We start from the raw sequence: 13,897 nt of genomic DNA, 5'->3' as shown, positions 1-13,897 counted from the left end.
CGTCGGAACCGTCCGTGGACTCCAGAAGCTGCGCCGCGTCACAGCTCTACGAGAAGGTCGGCGTCGGTGCCGATCTGCGTGCCGAGCAGGCGCGGGCCGAGAGCGACGAGAGTGCCGCGCTCGCAGAGCTGGACCGGCTCAGCAACAAGGTGCGTACGCGCGCGGCGCAGCTTCTGGAGTCCACGGACGGTTCCGACGGGCCGTCCCGGCAGGCCGCGGCCGCCCGCGCCGAGGAACTCGTCCAGCTGCTGGAGACGCGTATGTCGACCGCGAGCGAGCAGCTCGGCCGGCTGCGTGGTGAGGCCGAGCGGCACGCGCCCGAGGACGGCGAGGCCCACACCGCACTGCCCGAGGAACTCGTCCCGCGCGACGCCGAACACGCACAGCGCCTGCTGCGCACCGCCACGGCCGAACTCACCTCCCGTACCGAGGCGTTGAGCCAGGCGCGCGAGGCCCACGCCGAGCTGCTCGACGCCCACCGCGCCGCCGAGGACGCGGTCGGCGGCTTCGACGAGACGGCCGCCCTCCTGAGGGACCTCCTGCGCGAGCACACGACGGACGAGGAGCAGGAGGAGCCCGAGCCCTACCCCGGCACCCTCGAAGAGGCCCGGCAGTCCGCCGCCGAGACCCGCCGCTCCCTGCGCGGCTGCGCCGCCGACCTCTCCGCCGCCGAGGCCGCCGTACGCGAGGCGAGCGACGTCCTCGTACGGCATGCCAACTCGACGCGCTACGAGCAGGTACGCACCCCGGCCCGGCAGCAGATCCGTGAGCTGCCCGCCTCCGCGCTGCCCGAGCACGCCCAGAAGTGGGCGGACGCGTTCGCGCCCCGGCTCAGGGTCCTCACCGACGAGTTGGAGCAGCTGGAGCGCAACCGCGACTCGATCGTGGACCGGCTGCGCGGGCTCGTGGAGTCGGCGCTCGCCACGCTACGGTCCGCCCAACGCCTTTCCCGTCTCCCCGAGGGACTCGGTGAGTGGTCCGGGCAGGAGTTCCTGCGCATCCGCTTCGAGGAGCCCGACCAGGCCACGCTCACCGAGCGGCTCGGCGAGGTCATCGACGAGGCGACCCGTGCGGCCGTCAAGAAGAACTCCGACCTGCGCCGCGACGGGATGTCGTTGCTCCTGCGCGGCGTCGGCGCGGCCCTCCAGCCGAAGGGCGTCGCCGTCGAGATCCTCAAGCCGGACGCGGTGCTGCGCGCCGAGCGCGTCCCCGTCGGGCAGATGGGCGACGTGTTCTCCGGCGGCCAACTGCTCACCGCGGCCATCGCGCTGTACTGCACGATGGCCGCGCTGCGCTCGAACGACCGGGGCCGCGACAAACACCGCCATGCGGGCACGCTGTTCCTCGACAACCCGATCGGGCGCGCCAACGCGACGTATCTGCTGGAGCTGCAGCGGGCGGTCTCGGACGCGCTGGGCGTGCAGCTCCTCTACACCACCGGCCTGTTCGACACGACCGCGCTCGCCGAGTTCCCGCTGGTCATCCGGCTCCGCAACGACGCCGACCTGCGCGCCGGCCTCAAGTACATCAGCGTGGAGGAACACCTCCGGCCGGGACTGCCGCAGCAGCCTCCGGCCGGGGAGGACGAGACGGTGCACAGTGAGATCACGGCGACTCGAATGTTCAAACGCCCCGCACCAGCGACCTGACCTCAGGGGTCAGGAGAACCACCCCTGAGGCGTCGGGTTGGTGTTGCGCCAGATGTGCTTGGGCTCCTGGTACTCCGCCAGGCCCGCCGGACCGAGTTCGCGGCCGAAGCCGGACTGCTTGAAGCCGCCCCACTCCGCCTGCGGAACGTACGGGTGGTAGTCGTTGATCCAGACGGTGCCGATGCGCAGCCGCGACACCACGCGCTGCGCCCGTGCCTCGTCGGAGGTCCACACGGCCCCGGCGAGACCGTAGATGGTGTCGTTCGCGAGACGGACCGCTTCGGCCTCGTCGGTGAACCGCTCCACCGTGAGCACCGGGCCGAACGACTCCTCCTGGACGACGGACATACCGGCGTGGCACTCGTCGAGGACGGTGGGAAGGTAGAAGTGGCCGTTCGCCAGGGCCGGGTCACCGGTGGGGCGGGCTCCGCCGCAGCGCAGCACCGCTCCTTCCGCGAGTCCGGCCGCGACATACGCCTCGACCTTGGCGAGATGCTGTGCGGAGATCAGCGGGCCGGTCCGGGCGTGCTCGTCGAACGGGCCGCCCAGGCGGATCAGTTGGGCACGGCGTACCACCTCGTCGACGAAGCGGTCGTGCAGCGAGTCCTCGACCAGCAGCCGGGCGCCCGCCGAGCAGACCTGCCCGGAGTGCAGGAAGACGGCGGTGAGGGCCATGTCGACGGCGGTCTCGAAGTCGGCGTCGGCGAAGACGATGTTCGGGTTCTTGCCGCCGAGTTCGAGGGCGACCTTCTTGACCGTGGCCGCGGCCGTGGCCATCAGACGGCGGCCGGTCTGCAGGCCGCCGGTGAAGGAGACCAGGTCGACGTCGGGGTGGTCGGCCAGCGGGGCGCCCGCCTCGGGGCCCGCGCCCAGAATCAGGTTGGCGGCGCCCGCCGGGAGCCCGGCCTCCGCGAGCAGCCGCATCAGATGGATCGCGGAGTGCGGGGTGAGCTCACTGGGTTTGAGGACGAAGGTGTTTCCGGCGGCCAAGGCCGGAGCTACCTTCCAGGCTGTCTGGAGAAGGGGATAGTTCCAGGGGGTGATCAGGGCGCAGACGCCCACCGGTTCGTACACCACCCGGCTGTCGGCGTCCGGGTTGCCGGTGTCGACGACCCGGCCGCTGTCCGCTGCCGCGAGACGGCCGAAGTAGCGGAAGCAGTTGGCGATGTCGTCCATGTCGTACTCGCTCTCGACCAGCCGCTTGCCGGTGTCGAGGGACTCGGCGCGAGCGAGCAGCGCCTTGTCGCGTACGAGGAGATCGGCGACGCGCAGCAGCAGGTCGCCGCGCTCGGCGGCCGGGGTGCCAGGCCACGGGCCCTCGTCGAAGGCGCGCCGGGCGGCGGCGATCGCCTCGGCGGTGTCCTTGCCTCCCGCCTCGTCGACGACCGCGACCAGACTGCCGTCGGCGGGACAGCGGATCTCACGGGTCCGCTCGTCGCGAGCGGCGGTCCAGGCACCGCCGATGAACAGGTCCGGCATCTCTCCTACTTCCCTCAGTGCGTGCTTCGAGGCGGGACGGGGCGGTGCGGCGCGCCCATCGGGCCTGCCCGGCGGCCGTGGCGCGGGAGGGACGTTCCCGCACCACGGCCGCCGTACGGTGTCGGCGTGGCCGGTTACTTCGGCAGCCAGCCGTCAACCTTGTCCTTGTTGGCCTCCACCCACTTCTTGGCGGCGTCCTCCGGGGACATCTGGTCCTTCGTGATCATCTTGGCGACCGCATTCTGGTCTTCGGTGGTCCACTTGAAGTTCTTCAGGAACTCCGCGGCGTCCCCGCCCTTCTCGGCGAAATCGGCGTTGAGGTACTTCTTCAGATCCGTGTCCGGGTAGGCGCACGCGACCTTCTTCGGGTCGTCCTGGCAGCCTTCCTTGTACGGCGGCAGCTTGACCTCGACCAGGTCGAGCTCGGCGTTCAGCCACTGCGGCTGCCACCAGTAGCTGATGAACGGCTTCTTGGTCTTGAAGTTCTTGCGGAACTCGGTGATCTGCGTGGATTCGGCGCCCAGCGAGTGCGTCGCGAAGTTCAGCTTCAGGTTCTTGATGATCGCCGCGTCGTACGAGGTGTACGACGGGTCACCCTGCAGCAGGGTGCCCTTGCCCGGCGTCTCCTGGCTCTCGAAGTCCTTGGCGTACTTGTTGAGGTTCTTGTAGTCCAGTACGTCGGGGTGCGCGTCGGCGAAGTACTTCGGCACGTACCAGCCGATGTGGCCCACGACGCCGAGGGAACCGCCGTCGACGACGGTCTTCTTCTCCTCGACGTACGTTTGGATCTTCTTGGGAGCGCCGCCCCAGTCCTCCAGGAGGGCCTCGACCTTGCCGCTGTTGAGAGCGTCGAACGCGACCGTCTCGGACATCTGCTTGGTGCTGACGTCCAGGTCCATTTCGGTCTGCATCACGTACTGGGCAACGACGACGTTGGCCTCGGCACCGACCCACGGCGGGACGACGAGGGTGATCTTGTCGTAGTCGCTGCTGCCGGTGTCCGCCGCACCGCAGGCGCTCAGGACGACCATGCCGAGGGTTGTGGCACCGGCGGCCAGGGCGGTATACGTCCGGTTGCTTCTGAATATCACTGGTTCTTCCTTCTGTTGTCATTGTCGGGCTGTGTCATGCGGTCGAGTACCAGCCCGAGCAGCACGATCGCCGCACCCGCCGAGAGGCCGGCGCCCAGCTCACTCTTCTGCAGGCCGAAGACCACGTCGAAGCCGAGCGCGCCACCGCCGATGAGGCCGCCGACGACGACCATCGCGAGGACCAGGACGACGCCCTGGTTCACGGCGAGCAGCAGCGCGGGCCGGGCGAGCGGCAGCTGCACCTGGCGCAGTTGCTGGCCGCCGCTGGCGCCCAGGGAGCGGGCAGCCTCGACCGCGGACGGGTCGACCTGCTTGATGCCCTGGGCGGTGATGCGGATGACCGCGGGCAGCGCGTACGCGACCGCGGCGATGATGGCGGCGGTGCGCGTCGCGCTGAACAGCGCCACCACCGGGATGAGGTAGATGAACTGCGGCATCGTCTGCAGCACGTCGAGCACAGGCCGGATCAGCTTCTCCGCGCTTGCCGAGCGGGCGGCGAGGATGCCGATCGCGATGCCCAGCAGCAGGGTGATGACGAGCGCGGCGAGCACCTGGGAGAGGGTGTCGAGCGACTTGTCCCACAGGCCGATGACGCCCACGGCCGACATCAGCAGGGTCGCGACGAGCGCCGTGCGCCAGTTGCCGACCAGCCAGGTCACGGCGGCCACGACCAGCAGGATGCCCCACCACGGCGTGCCCTGGAGGCCCTCGCGCATCGGGTTGAGCACCCACTTGGTGAAGCCGTCGGACCATGTGAGGGTGCCGCCGAGCACCGGGACGCCGGAGCCGAGGTGGTCGGTGAACCAGCCGACGGCGTCGTTGACCGGTGCGGAGATGTTCACCGTCCAGCCCTCCGGCCACTCCTTCTGCCCGAGTGCGGCGGTGGCCGCGGTGAGTACGACGGTGCCGAGCACGGCGTACCAGCCGCGGATCCTGCCGCCGCCGGCCCCGGTCTGCGACTCCTCGAGTCCCTCGCCGGCGGCCGCGGTCGTGCGGTCCAGCCAGATGGCGATGAGGACGATGGCGATGCCGGCGGGCAGCGCGTCGCCGACCCGCACCTTCGCCAGGCCGCTGAGCACCTCGTCGCCGAGTCCCTCGGCGCCGATCATCGAGGCGATGACGACCATCGACAGCGCCATCATGATCGTCTGGTTGAGGCCCAGCAGCATCTCCTTGCGGGCCAGCGGCAGCCGCGCGGTCAGCAGCTGCTGCAGCGGCGTGGCGCCGAGCGAGGCCGAGGCCTCCATCGCCGCCGGGTCGGCGCCGCGCAGGCCGAGGGAGGTGAGCCGGGCGATCGGCGGGGCCGCGTAGATGACGGTGGCGACGAGAACCGAGGGGATGCCGATGTCGAAGAGCAGCACGAACGGCAGCAGGTACGCGAACGCCGGCATGATCTGCATGGTGTCGAACACCGGCCGCAGGATGCGGTCGCAGACGTCGGAGAGGCCGGCGGCCAGGCCGAGCAGCACGCCGAGCACGGCGGAGCAGGCCACCGCCACGATCATCAGGGACATGGTCTCGGTGGCCGGCTCCCACACGTCAAGGAGGCCGCAGAAGGCGAAGGCGCCGAGCGCGATGCCACCGGTCTTCAGGCTCTTGCGCAGGGTGCCCGCGGCGAGGCCGGCGAGGAGCACGAAGAGCGTGATGGTCCCGGGCCAGCCGAGCAGATCGAGGAAGGACTGCACACCGTCCACGGCGGACTCGGCGCTGTTGCTGATGTGCAGCAGGAAGTAGAGGAACAGCCAGTGCGTGTCGCGGTTGTCGCTGATCCACGTATAGGTGTCGTCCAGGGGCGACTTGATGTCCACAGCGAGCTCGTCCGGCCAGCTGCCGCTGCCCCACAGGAGGGCGGCGAACGGCACCAGTACGACGGCGATCGCGGCCAGCCCCACGAGTCGTCTGCCGGCCGGCGGCATGACCGAAAGCCGCTGAAGCAGCGGCGAGCGGGTGGCGGTGCTCAGAATCCCGCCCGGTGGCGAGCCGGTCTTCTCCGGCGCCGGTTTCTCCGGGGTGAGTGTGCTCATCAGCGAGTCACCGCCGCCTGCTCGGAGTCGGCGGGCCTGCTGTCGACGCCCGCGACCACCGCCAGCAGCGCCTCGTGGTCGATGATGCCGAGCAGCTTGCCGTCGTCCATCACCCGCGCCGGCGCGCCGGCGCGGGCCACGGCCTCGATGGCCGCGGCGACCGTGCTCGCCGGGGTGACCTCGGGGCCGCCCTCCGCCTCGTCGCCGCGCGCCGGGCGCATGGCGCTGCGAGCCGTGATCACCTGCTCGCGGGGTACGTCACGGACGAAGTCCCGCACGTAGTCGTCGGCGGGTTCCGCGACGATCTCCTCCGGGGTGCCGAGCTGCACGATCTGGCCGTCACGCATCAGCGCGATGCGGTCGCCGAGGCGCAGTGCCTCGTTCAGGTCGTGGGTGATGAAGATCATCGTGCGGCCCTCTTCGCGGTGCAGGCGCATGACCTCCTCCTGCATGTCGCGGCGGATCAGCGGGTCGAGGGCGCTGAACGGCTCGTCGAACAGCAGGACCTCGGGGTCGACGGCGAGGGCGCGGGCGAGCCCGACGCGCTGCTGCTGACCGCCGGAGAGCTGGGCGGGGCGGCGGTGCTCCATGCCGTCCAGGCCGACCTTGGCAACGACCTTCATGGCCTGGGCGCGGCGCTCCAGTTTGCCGACGCCCTGGATCTCGAGGCCGTAGGCGACGTTGTCGAGCACCGAACGGTGCGGCAGCAGACCGAAGTTCTGGAAGACCATGGACGCCCGGTGCCTGCGCAGCTCACGCAGGCGCGCCTTGTCCATGGCGAGGACATCCTCGCCGTCGATCTCCAGCGCGCCGGAGGTGGGTTCGATCAGCCGGGTCAGACAGCGCACCAGGGTGGACTTGCCCGAGCCGGACAGGCCCATGACGACGAACACCTCGCCCTTGGTGACCTCGAAGGACACGTCGCGCACGGCAGTCGTGCAGCCGGTGCGGCGGCGCAGCTCGTCGGCCGGCAGATCCGCGAGGTCGCTGTTGGGTATGCGTTCGGCCTTGGGCCCGAAGACCTTCCACAAATTGCGTACGGAGAACACCGTGACGGCGGCGTCCTCCTCAGTTTTCTCGTTCGTCTCTTTCGTCATGGACGTGGACATCAGGCATCGCCTCCGGGGGTGGTGGTCCGGGTGAGCAGATCGGCACACTTCTCGCCGACCATGAAGACCCCGATCATCGGGTTGACGGCGGGGATGGTCGGGAAGACGGAGGCGTCGGCGATGCGCAGACCGCTCAGTCCGCGCACGGACAGCTCGGGACCGACCACGGCGAGCGGGTCGTCGACGGCTCCGATGCGGCAGGTTCCGGCGGGGTGGTAGACGGTGTGCGCCACCTTGCGGGCGTACTCGCCGAGTTCCTCGTCGCCGGTGAGCTCAGGCCCCGGGCACACTTCCCGCTTCAGCCAGGCGGCGAGCGGTTCGGTACGGGCGATCTCGCGGGCGATGCGGATGCCGTCCACCAGGGTGCGTCCGTCGTAGTCGTCCTCGTCGGTGAAGTACCGGAAGTCGAGGGCGGGTTTTACGGCCGGGTCGGCGCTGGTGAGGTAAAGGCGGCCGCGGCTCTTCGGCTTGGGGATGTTGGGCGTCATCGACACCCCGTACCGCGGCTTCTCGTAGCCGAGACGCTCGGGGTTGTCGGTGAACGGTATTTGGTAGAAGTGGAACATCAGGTCGGGGCCCTTGGCGGCCGGGTCCCGGCGCACGAACAGACCCGCGTCGGAGTCCATCGCGGAGTTGTCGGGTATGGGGCCGTGGGTCTCCCACACGATCACCGACTCCGGATGGTCGAGAAGGTTCTCGCCGACTCCGGGCAGATCGTGGACGACGGGGATTCCGAGTGTCTCGAGGTCCCTCTTGGGTCCGATGCCGGAGAGCATCAGCAGCCTCGGGGTGTCCACCGCGCCGGCACAGACGATGACTTCGCGGGACGCGGTGACGGTCGTCTCCGTACCGTCCTTCGCGCGCACGCGCACTCCCGTGGCCCGACCGCCGTCCATTTCGAGACGCAACGCCCACGTCTCCAGCATCAGACGGAGGTTGGGGCGGTCCAGGAAGGGGTGGAGATACGCGACCGATGCGGAGGACCGCTTGTTGTTCTCCGGGTGGTACGCGAGGTCGAAGAAGCCGACGCCTTCATGGAAGGGCTCCTTGTTGAAGCCCTCGACACGCGGTACGCCCACGGCCTCCCGCGCGGCCTCGACGAAGTCGCGCGCGATGGCGTTGCGGTCCTTCTCGTCGACCGGGACGATGTTGTTCAGCAGCCGGTCGTAGTACGGGTCCATGGAGACCGCGTCCCAGCCCTCGGCGCCCGCCTCGGCCCACTCGTCCCAGTCGGACGGCAGTGGCCTGAAACTGATCAGGGTGTTGTGGGACGAGCAGCCGCCGAGCACCCGGGCACGGCTGTGCCGGATGTGGGAATTGCCACGCGGCTGCGGCGTCGTCGGGTAGTCGTAGTCGAGCTCGCTGCCGAGCAGGCCAAGCCAGCGGCGCAGGGTCAGCACCTCCGGCCGGTCCACATCGGACGGGCCGCCCTCGATGACGGCGACACGGACCGCGGGGTCCTCGGTGAGCCGGGAGGCGACGACCGAACCCGCGGTACCTCCACCGACGATCACGAAGTCGTAGTCGTCTGTCTCCTGTTGGCGCAATTCGGTTCCTGTTCCTCGTCGTGCTTGCCGGGAGGGTACCCGGCCCGATGACGCCGCCGGGTGCTCGGCGACATGGGGTGGGGCACCTGCCCGTGACTTTTCAAGCCCTTCACGATCAGGACAGGTTATGGCGCAGCTCACATGAGCATGGGGTCTTCCGTGTTCTCTGGGCTCTCCTGGTTGTCCTCAGCCTTGAGTCGCTGTGTCAGCCAGTGGTGGAACGCGCTGATGTGGTGCTCAGTGGGCACCAGCACGCCACCGGAGCGGTAGGCCCGCGAGCTCATGGCAGGCTGAGTACGTTCGCAAGCGTCGAAGTCCTGAACGTTAACACGATGAAACAGTTCGACGGATTTGGATACATCTGTGCCGGACTCGACGACCTCGGGGGCGTACAGCCAGTCACATTCGACGACGGTGCGGTCCTCCGCCATCGGGAACATTCGGTGCATGATCACGTGATCGGGTACCAGATTGATGAAGACCTGTGGCCGAACCGTAATCGCGTAGTAGCGGCGGTCCTGGTCGTCGGCGATGCCGTCGAGCCGCGCGAAGCCCTCTGAGCCGTCGACCGTGAAGCCCTGGACCTCGTCACCGAACTCGGCTCCGTGGCCCACGAAGTACTGGGCGGCGTAGCCGTCGGCGAACTCGGGGAGCACCTCGGTGAGTTCGGGGTGGATCGTCGCGCAGTGGTAGCACTCCATGAAGTTCTCGACGATCAGCTTCCAGTTGGCCTTCACGTCGTAGGTGACGCGCTTGCCCAGGGCCAGGCCCTCGGTGCGATACCGCTCGATGGACGCGACGTCGCCGAGCCGCTCGATCGCGGCGCCGACGACCGTCTCCTCGAAGGAGGGGGGCTCGTCCGCCAGACACACCCAGGCGTAGCCGAGCCACTCGCGCAGGGCCACCTTGACCAGGCCGTACGTGGTGCGGTCGACGTCGGGCATCCGCGTCAGGTTGGGCGCGGCCACGAGCTTGCCGTCGAGGTCGTACGTCCAGGCGTGATACGGGCACTGAAGGTTGCGCCGCACCTCGCCCGACTCCTCGGTGCACAGCCGGGCACCCCGGTGCCGGCAGATGTTGAGGAAGGCGCGCAGCTCCCCGGTGCGGGAGCGGGTGATCAGGACGCTCTCGCGGCCGATCTGCACGGTGCGGAAGGCGCCGGGCTTCTCCAGGTCGGTGGACCGGACGGCGCAGAACCACATCGCCTCGAAGACGCGTTCCTGCTCCTGCCGGAAGATCTCCGGGGCGGTGTAGTAGTGGCCCGGCAGGGTGGCCACCAGGCTCGGCGAGATCGGGTCCGCGGAACGCTGGGCGGGGGCGGTGGGAGAAAGCGGTGTCGTCGTCACGTGGGTACTCCTCAGGCGGGCGCGGCGGCGAGGCGGCGGGGGTCGAACAGGCCGATCGGGTGGTCGGTCGTGCCCTTCAGGGCCAGATCGGCGAGGATCTCGCCGACGACCGGCACGAACTTGAAGCCGTGCCCGGAGAAACCGCAGGCAACGGTCACGGACTCCGGATGTGCGGGGTGGCGCGCGATGACGAAGTGCTCGTCAGGGGTGTTGGAGTACATGCAGGTGGCGGCCTTGAGGAAGGTGCCGGGCAGGTCGGGGATGCAGCGGGACATGTGATCCGCCATGGCCTGGATCTCGTCCTCGTGCACCGTCCGGTCGATGGTTTCCGGGGTGCACTCGACACCCTTGCGGAAGAAGGCGACCTTGGCGCCCAGCTCCGGGCCGTCGATGGAGGGGAAGCCGTAGACCTGGACTCCGGCCGCGTCCTCCCAGATGTAGATGGGGTGGTTCTCCGGCACGAAGGGCCGGACGCCGCCGGCCGGCTGGAACCAGTACATGACCTGCCGCTCGATGGTGAAAGGCACCCCGACATCGGTGAGCAGCTGCGGCGCCCACGCCCCCGGGCAGATCACCAACTGGTCGGCGGTATACGTGTTTTCGGCCGTGTGGACGCGTACGCCTTCCTTGTACGGCTCCCAGCGCGTCATCGGCTCCTCGAAGTGCATCTCGGCGCCCTGCCGGGTGGCGAGCTGAAGATGGGCCGCGACCATGTTCTCGGGGCGGACCAGGCCGGCCTTCGGCTCGTAGAGCGCAACCTCGTCGTCGTCCGGGTTGAGGGTCGGAAAGCGACGGCGTATTTCGCGGGCGTCCAGCATCTCGTGGGGCAGATCCCACTGAGTGGCCGAGCGCAGTGAGCCGGAGACGGTCAGCGAGTCGGGGCGGCCGACCATCACGCCGCCGCAGAGCGTCGCGATGTTCCGGCCGGTGGCCCGCTCGACCTCTTCGTACAGCTCGTACGCGCGCAGCAGCAGCGGTACGTATGCCGGGTCCTCGAAGTAGGACTGCCGGGTGATCCGCGAACCGCCGTGGCTTGAGCCGCGGTTGTGGACCGGGCCGAACTTCTCCAGGCCGAGCACGCGGGCGCCGCGCGCGGACAGATGGTGGGCGGCGGCGCTGCCCATACCGCCCAGGCCGATCACGATGACGTCGTACGTCGGGGCCATGGTGCCCTCCTCGGTCTCTGATTGCTCGATCGGGCTCTCAACGGCGGATGCGCGTCATCTTCGGGTCGAAGAGCGGCTCGTCGGCGACGGTCGCGGGGACCTTCTCGCCGAAGTACTCGATGTGCACGCCCGTGCCGGAGGGGAGTACCGGCAGCCAGGCGTACGCGACGCAGCGGCCGAGCGTGTATCCGTACGAGGCGCTGGTCACATAGCCCGCGGGGGAGCCGTCGACGTGGACGGGCTCCTTGCCGAGGACGACCGACGCGGGGTCGTCGAGGAGAAGGGGGGTGAGCCTGCGGGTCGGCTGTTCGCGGTCCTGGAGTGCCTCCTGGCCGAGGAAGTCCCCCTTGTCCATGCGGACCGCGAAGCCCACACCCGCCTCGTACGGATCGTGCTCATCCGTCATGTCGACGCCCCAGGCGCGGTAACCCTTCTCCAGACGAAGGGAGTTGAAGGCCGAGCGCCCGGCAGCGATCACGCCGTGCGCCTGACCCGCCTCCCACAGCGTGTCCCAGAGGCGGAGGCCCAGGTCGGCGGTCGTGTACAACTCCCAGCCCAGCTCACCGACATAGCTCAGCCGCATGGCGGTGACCGGGACATGCCCGATGTACGTCTCCTTCGCGCGGAAGTAGCCGAAGCCCTCGTGCGAGAAGTCGTCGCGGGTCAGCGGCTGGACGAGGTCGCGGGCGAGCGGACCCCAGACGCCGATGCAGCAGGTGCCGGACGTGATGTCCCGGATGTGTACGCCGTCAGGGGCGTGCCGGGTCAGCCAGTCGAGATCGGCGGGGGAGTTGGCGCCCACCTGGAAGCGGTCGGGGCCCAGGCGCGCGACCGTGAGGTCGGAACGGATGCCGCCGTCGTCGCCCAGGAGCAGGGTGTACGTGACCGCGCCGGGCTTCTTGCGGAGGTTGTTGCTGGTCATGCCGTGCAGGAAGTCGAGGGCTCCGGGGCCGGTCACTTCGAGGCGACGCAGCGGTGTCATGTCGTACAGGGCGACCTTCTCGCGCGTGGCCCTCGCCTCGGCCGCCGCGATGGGCGACCAGTAGCGGGCCGACCAGGCGTCGCGTTCGGGCAGGTCGAGGCCGTCGACGAGCGGGGCGTTCGCCTCGTACCAGTGCGGGCGCTCCCAGCCGCCGCCTTCCAGGAAGCGGGCGCCGAGGGCCTGTTGGCGAGCGTAGAAGGGGCTGACCCTCAAGGGGCGCGGCTGCTCCATCGGCTGAAGCGGGTGGAGGATGTCGTACACCTCGACGAACTGCTGCGAGCCGCGGTCCTTCACGTACGAGGGGGAGCGCTGGACGTCCTCGAAGCGGGTGAGGTCGCATTCGTGGAGGTCCAGGGACGGGCGACCGTCGACCATCCACTCGGCCACCGCCTTCGCGACGCCCGCGGAGTGCGTCACCCAGACGGCCTCGGCCAGCCAGAAGCCCCTCAGCGCGAGCGACTCGCCGAGGACCGGCATGCCGTCGGGAGTGAAGGAGAAGACGCCGTTGAAGCCTTCCTCGACCTCGGTCTCGCGCAGCGCCGGGATCAGCAGGCGGCAGTCGTCCCAGCTCGGGGCCCAGTCGTCCTCGGTGAAGGGGTACGAGGACGGCATCTCCATGGCGTTCGCGCGTGCCTCGTCGTACGGCAGGATCGCGAACGGGTCGACGGGGAGCGGCTTGTGGGCGTAACTGCCGATGCCGATGCGGTCGGTGTGCTCGCGGAAGTAGAGGTCGCGGTCCTGGAAGCGGAGGATGGGCTTCGAGGCCTCCTCGGTTGCTTCGCCGAGTTGGGGCAGGGGCTTGGTCTTCGCGTACTGGTGGGCGAGGGGCAGCAGCGGTACGTCGATTCCGGCCATGCGGCCGATGACCGGACCCCAGAAACCGGCGGCGGACACGACGTGGTCGGCGGGGAAGGTGCCCTGGTCGGTGACGACGGCCGTGACTCGGCCGTCGTCCTTCTCGATGCCGGTCACGGTGTGCCGGTCCAGGAAGCGGGCTCCGCGCTGCTGGGCCCTTTCCATCTGGGCGCGGGCCGCGAGCAGGGCGCGCGCCAGCCCGTCGTCGGGGGTGTGGAAGCCGCCGAGGACGGTCGATTCGTCGATGAGGGGCCAGAGTTCCTTGCAGCGGGCGGCGCTCACGATCTCGCCGCGGATGCCCCAGGCCGCGGCGTAACCGGCCTTGCGGTGCAGGTCGGCCAGGCGCTCGGGGGTGGTGGCGAGTTCCAGTCCGCCGACCGGGTTGAAGCAGGAGACGCCGTCCACCTCAAGGGAGTTGAACTTCTCGACGGTGTACCGGGCGAGCGCCGTGAGGGTCTTGGACGGGTTCGTCTGGAAGACCAGGCCTGGGGCGTGCGAGGTGGAGCCGCCGGGCGCGGGCAGCGGCCCCTGTTCGAGGACGGTGACGTCGGTCCAGCCGCGGGCGGTCAGCTCGTCGGCCAGGGAGCAGCCGACGATGCCGGCGCCCACGATGACCACGCGGGGGTTGGTTTTGGGCGTGCTGGACATG

9 protein-coding genes are annotated in these 13,897 nt (G+C 69.5%); 1 reads left to right on the top strand and 8 read right to left on the bottom strand.

Annotation, left to right across the window (positions count from 1 at the left end):
- Window positions 1–1,649, top strand: a 1,649-nt coding sequence (locus G5C60_RS18920) for a coiled-coil domain-containing protein (RefSeq protein WP_478503333.1), incomplete at its 5' end; no start/stop codon positions are given.
- 9 nt (window positions 1,650–1,658) lie between these two features.
- On the opposite strand, the gene G5C60_RS18915 is transcribed toward G5C60_RS18920, so the two are convergent.
- The 8 genes from G5C60_RS18915 to G5C60_RS18880 form a co-directional block, all read right to left on the bottom strand.
- Window positions 1,659–3,128: an aldehyde dehydrogenase family protein gene (locus G5C60_RS18915; RefSeq protein ID WP_165260751.1), complete on the bottom strand. Its 1,470-nt coding sequence runs from the start codon at window positions 3,126–3,128 to the stop codon at window positions 1,659–1,661.
- Between the two features lie 134 nt (window positions 3,129–3,262).
- Entirely contained in the window at window positions 3,263–4,219 is a 957-nt protein-coding gene (locus tag G5C60_RS18910; RefSeq protein ID WP_338145863.1) for an ABC transporter substrate-binding protein, read from the bottom strand.
- Window positions 4,216–6,243, bottom strand: a complete 2,028-nt coding sequence (locus tag G5C60_RS18905; protein ID WP_165260749.1) for an ABC transporter permease — start codon at window positions 6,241–6,243, stop codon at window positions 4,216–4,218. Before G5C60_RS18905 ends, G5C60_RS18910 begins: the two co-directional genes overlap by 4 nt.
- Window positions 6,243–7,352: a quaternary amine ABC transporter ATP-binding protein gene (locus G5C60_RS18900; RefSeq protein ID WP_165260747.1), complete on the bottom strand. Its 1,110-nt coding sequence runs from the start codon at window positions 7,350–7,352 to the stop codon at window positions 6,243–6,245. Before G5C60_RS18900 ends, G5C60_RS18905 begins: the two co-directional genes overlap by 1 nt.
- Window positions 7,352–8,899, bottom strand: a complete 1,548-nt coding sequence (locus tag G5C60_RS18895) for a GMC family oxidoreductase (protein WP_165260745.1) — start codon at window positions 8,897–8,899, stop codon at window positions 7,352–7,354. The genes G5C60_RS18900 and G5C60_RS18895 overlap by 1 nt, the downstream gene beginning before the upstream one ends.
- A gap of 137 nt (window positions 8,900–9,036) precedes the next feature.
- Complete coding sequence (locus G5C60_RS18890; protein WP_165260743.1) at window positions 9,037–10,245, bottom strand: SRPBCC family protein; 1,209 nt, start codon at window positions 10,243–10,245, stop codon at window positions 9,037–9,039.
- 11 nt (window positions 10,246–10,256) lie between these two features.
- Window positions 10,257–11,411: an N-methyl-L-tryptophan oxidase gene (gene solA, locus G5C60_RS18885; protein ID WP_165260741.1), complete on the bottom strand. Its 1,155-nt coding sequence runs from the start codon at window positions 11,409–11,411 to the stop codon at window positions 10,257–10,259.
- 37 nt (window positions 11,412–11,448) lie between these two features.
- Window positions 11,449–13,896 carry a GcvT family protein gene (locus tag G5C60_RS18880; protein WP_165260739.1) on the bottom strand — a complete coding sequence of 816 codons (2,448 nt, stop codon included), beginning with the start codon at window positions 13,894–13,896 and terminating at the stop codon, window positions 11,449–11,451.
- Window position 13,897 lies beyond the last annotated feature (1 nt).

It is taken from the genome of Streptomyces scabichelini (genome assembly GCF_011045015.1).
Lineage (GTDB): Bacteria > Actinomycetota > Actinomycetes > Streptomycetales > Streptomycetaceae > Streptomyces > Streptomyces scabichelini.
The sequence above is the reverse complement of the archived record's forward strand: the minus strand, read 5'-3'. Positions and strand labels throughout refer to the sequence as shown.

Coding starts and splice junctions, on each gene's coding strand:
- G5C60_RS18905 (WP_165260749.1), bottom strand. CDS start 6,243: ATGAGCACACTCACCCCGGAGAAACCGGCGCCGGAGAAGACCGGCTCG.
- G5C60_RS18915 (WP_165260751.1), bottom strand. CDS start 3,128: ATGCCGGACCTGTTCATCGGCGGTGCCTGGACCGCCGCTCGCGACGAG.
- G5C60_RS18880 (WP_165260739.1), bottom strand. CDS start 13,896: ATGTCCAGCACGCCCAAAACCAACCCCCGCGTGGTCATCGTGGGCGCC.
- solA (WP_165260741.1), bottom strand. CDS start 11,411: ATGGCCCCGACGTACGACGTCATCGTGATCGGCCTGGGCGGTATGGGC.
- G5C60_RS18900 (WP_165260747.1), bottom strand. CDS start 7,352: ATGTCCACGTCCATGACGAAAGAGACGAACGAGAAAACTGAGGAGGAC.